Source organism: Pseudoalteromonas sp. 1181_04 (genome assembly GCF_052850545.1).
In genome coordinates, this window is record NZ_VXCS01000031.1 from 42,869 (window position 1) to 49,345 (window position 6,477).

Annotated in this window: 4 protein-coding genes; 1 reads left to right on the plus strand and 3 read right to left on the minus strand. The window is 40.0% G+C overall.

All coding sequences use genetic code 11. The features are described from left to right. Window position 1: 1 nt before the first annotated feature. The 3 genes from FW757_RS20400 to FW757_RS20410 form a co-directional block, all read right to left on the minus strand. A complete protein-coding gene (locus FW757_RS20400; RefSeq protein WP_446441629.1) occupies window positions 2-991 on the minus strand; it encodes a response regulator in 990 nt (329 codons plus the stop codon). Beyond that, entirely contained in the window at window positions 991-4,332 is a 3,342-nt protein-coding gene (locus FW757_RS20405; protein WP_182785215.1) for an MHYT domain-containing protein, read from the minus strand. The genes FW757_RS20400 and FW757_RS20405 overlap by 1 nt, the downstream gene beginning before the upstream one ends. A gap of 249 nt (window positions 4,333-4,581) precedes the next feature. Then, window positions 4,582-5,562, minus strand: a complete 981-nt coding sequence (locus FW757_RS20410) for an ion channel (RefSeq protein WP_145241414.1) — start codon at window positions 5,560-5,562, stop codon at window positions 4,582-4,584. 85 nt (window positions 5,563-5,647) lie between these two features. On the opposite strand from FW757_RS20410, the gene FW757_RS20415 reads away from it, so the two are divergent. After that, a complete protein-coding gene (locus FW757_RS20415; RefSeq protein WP_182718135.1) occupies window positions 5,648-6,379 on the plus strand; it encodes a M48 family metallopeptidase in 732 nt (243 codons plus the stop codon). Window positions 6,380-6,477: the final 98 nt, after the last annotated feature.

Below are 6,477 nucleotides of genomic sequence, written 5' to 3' on the forward strand. Positions count from 1 at the left end.
GTTAGCTTTGGTAGGCAGAGTACACTGCTAAAACAGCATCTAGCTGGCCTTCAAATAGTGCGATAAGCTGAGGATCAAAGTGTTTACCAGCTTGCTCGCGCATATGACTTATGGCTTCATCAACGCTCCAAGCTTGCTTATAGGGACGTTTAGAGGTAAGTGCATCGAATACATCGGCGATTGCCGCAATACGTCCTTCAATCGAAATTTCCTCACCTTTAAGACCGTTTGGATAACCTGATCCATCCCATTTTTCATGATGCTCCATCGCAAGTATATAGGCGAGCTGCAATAACGGCGATGACGAGTTTGCTAAAATTTTAGCGCCGATTTTGGCATGCTGTTTCATGTGTTCAAATTCTTCGGCTGTTAATTTCCCTGGTTTAAGCAAGATTGCATCGGGAATGCCGATTTTACCAATGTCATGCATCGGTGCTGCTTGTTTGAGAAGCTCAGCATGTTGTTCAGTCATTCCATAGGCTAGTGCTAAAATTTTACTGTATTTACTCATGCGCACAATATGCTCGCCAGTATCGGTGTCTTTATACTCGGCAGCGCACCCTAAACGATGGACTAAATCAACGTGAGCCAACTTTAGCTGCTCAGCCTGAACTAGGGATAAATGAGTTTTAACACGCGCTCTTACGATTGCAGGACTAATAGGCTTGGTTATGTAATCTACCGCGCCAATTTCAAAACCTTTAAACTCATCACTTTCATCCGCAAGTGCAGTCACAAAAATGACTGGAATATGCTCAGTAGCAGGGTTTTGTTTAAGCAGCTGACATACTTCAAAACCACTCATATTTGGCATCATAATATCGAGTAGAATGAGTTTGGGTGGCTCTTTTTCAACTAACGCGAGCGCGGCATCACCCGATTTAGCAAAAGAGAGGCGATATTGATTCCCTAATACTTCGCGCATGACTTTAAGGTTGGCGGGTTCATCATCAACAATAAGAATTCGTGGGCGTTCGGTTATTAAGTCCATCAGTGTGTTTCCAAATTTGCTGCCTGATTGAGCAGCTCTATTAATGCAATAAGAGTACTCTGGGCATTGTCAAAGTCAAACTGGTCGAAATATTCGATTAATGCATCCACATCACTTTGATAAGTAGCGGGGGCATTGTCTGCTAATGTTGCTAACAACTCATCATTGAGCTCTGCATTTTCTGCGTCTTTACGCAGTTGTTCACACAGTATTTTAAATTCGCTGAGCGATAGTACTTGGGTATTTTTTTCGCTGCTTTGCACTGCTATACAGCTGCTGGTTTTTCTAGCTAACAACTCATTGACCGCATTAAACTCTATCTGCAATTGCTGAATTATTTGCGCCTGCTGCTCAGGGGCTTGGCTGTTTTCTAAGGTTGAAAGTAGGGCCATCATAGTCGGTAAACCTAAATTACCAGATAAGCCTTTAAGGGTATGTAATGTGCCATTAATATCTTTTAAGGCATTTAGTCCATCATTAAAGATAATGTCACATGTTGCCTGCTGCTCTTTAAAAAAACGGTGTATTTCGCTCAGCTGTTTACACTTACTGCCCCAAAGTTGCTGTCCTTTTTTTAAATCAATATGCTGTGCTGTGGGATCACTGTGAGCAATTTGCGTTTCTATATTTAAACCAAAGCCAAGCACTTGCGCAATCTCTTGATTCAATTGATTGATATCAACAGGCTTATTGGCGAAGCCATTCATACCCGCTTTTTTAGCCGTTAATTTATCTTGCTGTAAGACACTGGCGGTGAGCGCAATGATCGGAGTCTTTTTTAGCTGTCGTTGTTGCTCAATTTCACGAATTTTTTCGGTCGCGGCAATACCGTCACATTCAGGCATATGGATATCCATTAAAATGACATCAAAATCTTGTTTTTCAAAAATAGCGATCGCTTCTAAGCCGTTGCTTGCAGAGCTAATCGTATGCTGATCTCGCGACAATAATAACTGTAGTAGCTCAACATTTTGTGCTATGTCATCAACGACTAAAATGCGCAGCTTAGGTAATTGCGTATACAACTTATCAAAGTAATTGACTTGGGTTTCATCACCGACCTCTAAAGGCAATGAAAAATAAAAGCAGCTGCCTTTATCTTCTTCACTGACTACGTTGATTATGCCACCCATCAGCTCAACGAGTTGCTTACTGATAGTAGTACCAAGTCCAGTGCCACCAAAACGACGTGTAGTAGTCCCGTCAGCTTGTTCAAAAGGCTGAAATACCGCTTTAAGACGATCTTTAGCAATACCAATACCGGTATCTTGTACTTCAAAAAATAAGTAATTATTTTGTGTCGTACTGACAGTGACATTCACTGAGCCCTGAGCTGTAAACTTAACTGCATTACCAATTAAATTTGTTAAAACTTGGCGAATTCGGTCTGGATCACCGTAATAAGTAGGGTGAACAGACTCTTTGATGGTAAGTGTTAGTTCTAGATCTTTCTTTTTTGCTTCTAACCAAAATGTAGAAATAATACTATCAAGCACCGCTTGAAGATTAAAATGCACTAATTCAATGGTCAGCTTACCTTTTTCAAGTTTTGCAGAATCCAATATTTCATTTAATAGCCGTAACAGCGAGCGAGCCGCATTATTTACGATAATTAAGTGCTTTTGTTGGTCTTGATCAAGTGGTGTATCCATCAATAAATCACTAAAGCCAATAATCGAATTCATCGGTGTGCGAATTTCGTGACTCATATTCGCCATAAATGACTGTTTGGCTTGAGCTGCATCTTCGGCGGCTATTTTCGCCAACTTTAATTTATCTTCGTATTCACGACGTTCACTAATATCGATAATAACGCCGTCGATCCAAATCGCTTCACCTTGCTTGTTGAACTCAAAGCTACCTTTCTCAAGCACCCAAATTAGCTTGCCACTTCGATGACGTAGTCGGTATTCAATTGAGTATTGCGATTTAGCAGCGATCGCTTGCTCGACCGATTTATTGATGCGTTTGTTATCATCTTTAAAAATCAAATCACTAAACTGAATATGCTGATTGATAAATTCCGATGGGACATAGCCAGTTACTTCATTAATGCTAGGGCTAATAAAAATCATGCTCCAGCTTTTATCCAACTGGCAGCGAAATACCACGCCAGGCATATTATTCATCAGCGAGCGGTATTGTTGTTCTTTCGCTATGAGGTTTTGTTGTAGTTTGCGTTGCTCAGTCAAGTCAGTAATAAAGCCAACAAATATTGACTCTTGTCCTGGCTGGTTTGCTTCACCAATACCTAAGCGAATAGGAAATAGGTGACCTTGTTTATGTTTAGCAAGAACATCACGATTGACGCCAATAACTTTACCTAAATCGATGTGATGTGCCTTTAATAGATATTCATCATGCTCGGCTGCGATATCATCTGCCATCAGCATTTTTATGTTTTTACCCTTTACATCAGTGCTATGCCAGCCGAAAATATTCTCTGCAGCGTTATTAAAGCTTAAGATAATACCGCGATTGTTAATTGTTACAATGCCATCTATAGCGGTCGATAAAATAGCCTCTAAGCGAGATTCATTCCCTGTTTTTTCTTCAAGTAACATGCGATAGCGTACCATACCGTTAATGATAGCAACTATCGCGGTTAGAATAATGGTGGCGAACACTACGCTAATAGCAACAAATGTAAGTTCTGAGCTGGCGCTGTCATTACCAATTAATGGCGAGGTTGCAACAAACCGTGTTGCCGCCATTCCCATGTAATGCATACCTGCAACAGCAAAACCCAAAATGATTGCGCTGATCAACCGCGTCTGCAAAGAATTTAGTGTTGAGAGGTGCTTTTTAATATTAAAGCGAGCATATAAAGATATAAACGCCAGTACAACGGCAACGATAATTGACAACCCAAACATCAATGGATCGTAGCGTAGCAGCGGGCTCAATTCCATTGCTGCCATACCACTGTAATGCATAGTGCCGATACCTGCGCCGAGTAGTACCGAGGGCAGTATTAAACTGAAAATAGTGGCGTTATTTTTTACTAATAATGACACGCCAGTTAGGCAGGCTAAAAATGCTGGAATGAAAGATAAAAAGGTGAGTGTTGGGTCGTAGCTGATATTTGTACACAGTGAAAATGCCAACATACCAATAAAATGCATACTCCAAATACCGCCAGAAAGTACCAAGGAAGCCGTTGAGTTGGCTAATTTTTGATAACTTTTGAAGCGTGTTTCTTTGGCCAGATCGATCATGTAAGTTGCAAAAAATGCAGAGAAAATAGCCGTTAAAACAGACAGAGCGACTAAAAATGGGTCATAAACACCATTAATAAGAAGGCTCGGATCGTGATCGGTAATAAAAAAAGCGGTAAGCATAACGGCTCAATACACTGTTATTTCAGTAATAACTAATATCACCTGAAATATATGTTAAGACAATTAATTAATTTTGCGCAAATGCCTGTTATTTGTTTACATATTTAGCTGCAAAATTTAACAAAATCAAAAACTTTTTAAAATCAATTCGCTAAGTTTCATTGTGCGCAATGATAGCATCATTTATAACCAGTTTTATAGCAGGTATTTAGCTGAACTATTTATTTTCGCAGATAAAGTAATCGGTAATTATCGGGTCATACGTTTGACAAATACGACTACGAATAATGCCAGAGAGAAACTCCCGCAAAACGCTTCAACTGCAGCAACGAATCGGGAGAAACCAACCGGAGTAATATCGCCATATCCTAAGGTTGTAAAAGTAACCACGCTAAAATAGAAGCTATTAAGTAGGGCTAATAAATTATCACTTAATGTTGCCGCCGGATTGAACTGCATAATACGACCAGCATCCATCACCCCAAAAATAAAATAACACAGGGCGCAGCAGATGATCAGTGACAAACTAAAACGGATCACATTTTCAGGCTTTTCACCATACCCGCACAACATATCAATACAGCTCGAGGCTAATCGTTTTTTTGAACCCCGTGGATATTGTGCGTGACGCATCCGCAGTTCTTTGTACGTGAAATTACCCGCCAGTTCAAATAAGCCTTGTTGTTCTGATGCTTTACGTAAATTGCGAAATATTTCTTCTGATTGTTCAAATAAGTCAAGGGCTGCGCTTTTATCTGTATGTTTAAGCGCTGCTTTAGCTTGTTTTTCCTGTAATAGTTCAGCGCCTAGCTCAATGTTATCAATACGGGTGTTGTTTAGTTTTATACCCAATAAATTTGTATCTTGTAGGTTGCAGTAATGCAGGCTTGCTTCGTGCAAGTTGGCTTTCATCAGTGAACTGTGGGCTATTTTATTATTAAACAGATGAGCGTTGGTGAGCGTTGCACGATAAAAATTACTGTAAGATAAATCAAAGCCATCCTCATCATCTTGTTTTATCAAATTAAGCCCATTAAGGTTAGCGCGTTTTAATTGCAATCCCTGTAATAATCCTCCCTTTTTTGCATAGCGCTCTAATTTTTGGGTCAGATCTAAGCCTGACTTATCAAATTTGGCATCATGCCAAAAACAAAAACCTGAACCCATGTCTGTTTCTTGACAATGATGGCCATCGGGAGAGGTATAACGACAACAAGGCTTATCAGGCATGTTTGATATCGCTTTATTTAATTCTACTTAGATATAGATTAGCAGTTATTTTGCAAGGTATTATAGTGACCTGTTAATTAGTTTAATGACTGTCGGTCAATTACAAGAGTTAGGTTTGTTTGAATATACATTAAAACGTAGTCGCCGCCGCAAAACTGTCGCTATCAAAGTCCAGCAACAAAGTGTCACAGTTTATGCGCCTGTTGGGGTTGCTAAAAAGGAACTTGAAAGCTGGCTGCTAAGTAAAACTGACTGGATCAATGCGCAAATTAACAAGCAAAGTCAAATGCTTGATACTCGCCAATACCCATTACAAGATAATCGCGTACTGGTTTTTTCACAACCTGTGATACTGACTTATGGTGTCAGCTCGCGCAGCGCATGGCAGCTAGTAAAAAATCAGCAGGGAGATGTGTTACAGCTAAATCTTTCTGGACGGGTTAAGCATCAGCAGCCAATGTACCAAACCTTGCTCGAAAGTTTTTTACATGAGCAATTAGAAAATTATATTGAAATGCGTGTACATGCTTATTGCCTACAAATGGCAGAGACTTTACCTAGCAGTATTCGCATTCATACTTATAAGCGTCGTTGGGGCAGTTGTAATCGACGACGAGAATTGACCTTTAATTTGTTATTAGCCAGTGCGCCGCAGAGTATTATTGATTATGTGATTGTGCATGAACTAGCTCACTTGAAATATTTAAATCACAGTGCCGCATTTTGGCAGCGCGTCAGTGAGTTTTATCCTGATTATAAGCAAGCAACAAAATGGTTAAAGCAACACGGTGCGAGTTTACAATGGGTAGTCGAATGAGTTAGCGAGAATAAAGTTAGCGAGAATAAAGTTACCGAGGGTAAAGTTAGCGAGGGTAAAGTTAGCGAGGGTAAAGTTAGCGAGGGTAAAGTTAGCGA

Coding starts and splice junctions, on each gene's coding strand:
- FW757_RS20405 (WP_182785215.1), bottom strand. CDS start 4,332: ATGCTTACCGCTTTTTTTATTACCGATCACGATCCGAGCCTTCTTATT.
- FW757_RS20410 (WP_145241414.1), bottom strand. CDS start 5,562: ATGCCTGATAAGCCTTGTTGTCGTTATACCTCTCCCGATGGCCATCAT.
- FW757_RS20415 (WP_182718135.1), top strand. CDS start 5,648: ATGACTGTCGGTCAATTACAAGAGTTAGGTTTGTTTGAATATACATTA.
- FW757_RS20400 (WP_446441629.1), bottom strand. CDS start 991: ATGGACTTAATAACCGAACGCCCACGAATTCTTATTGTTGATGATGAA.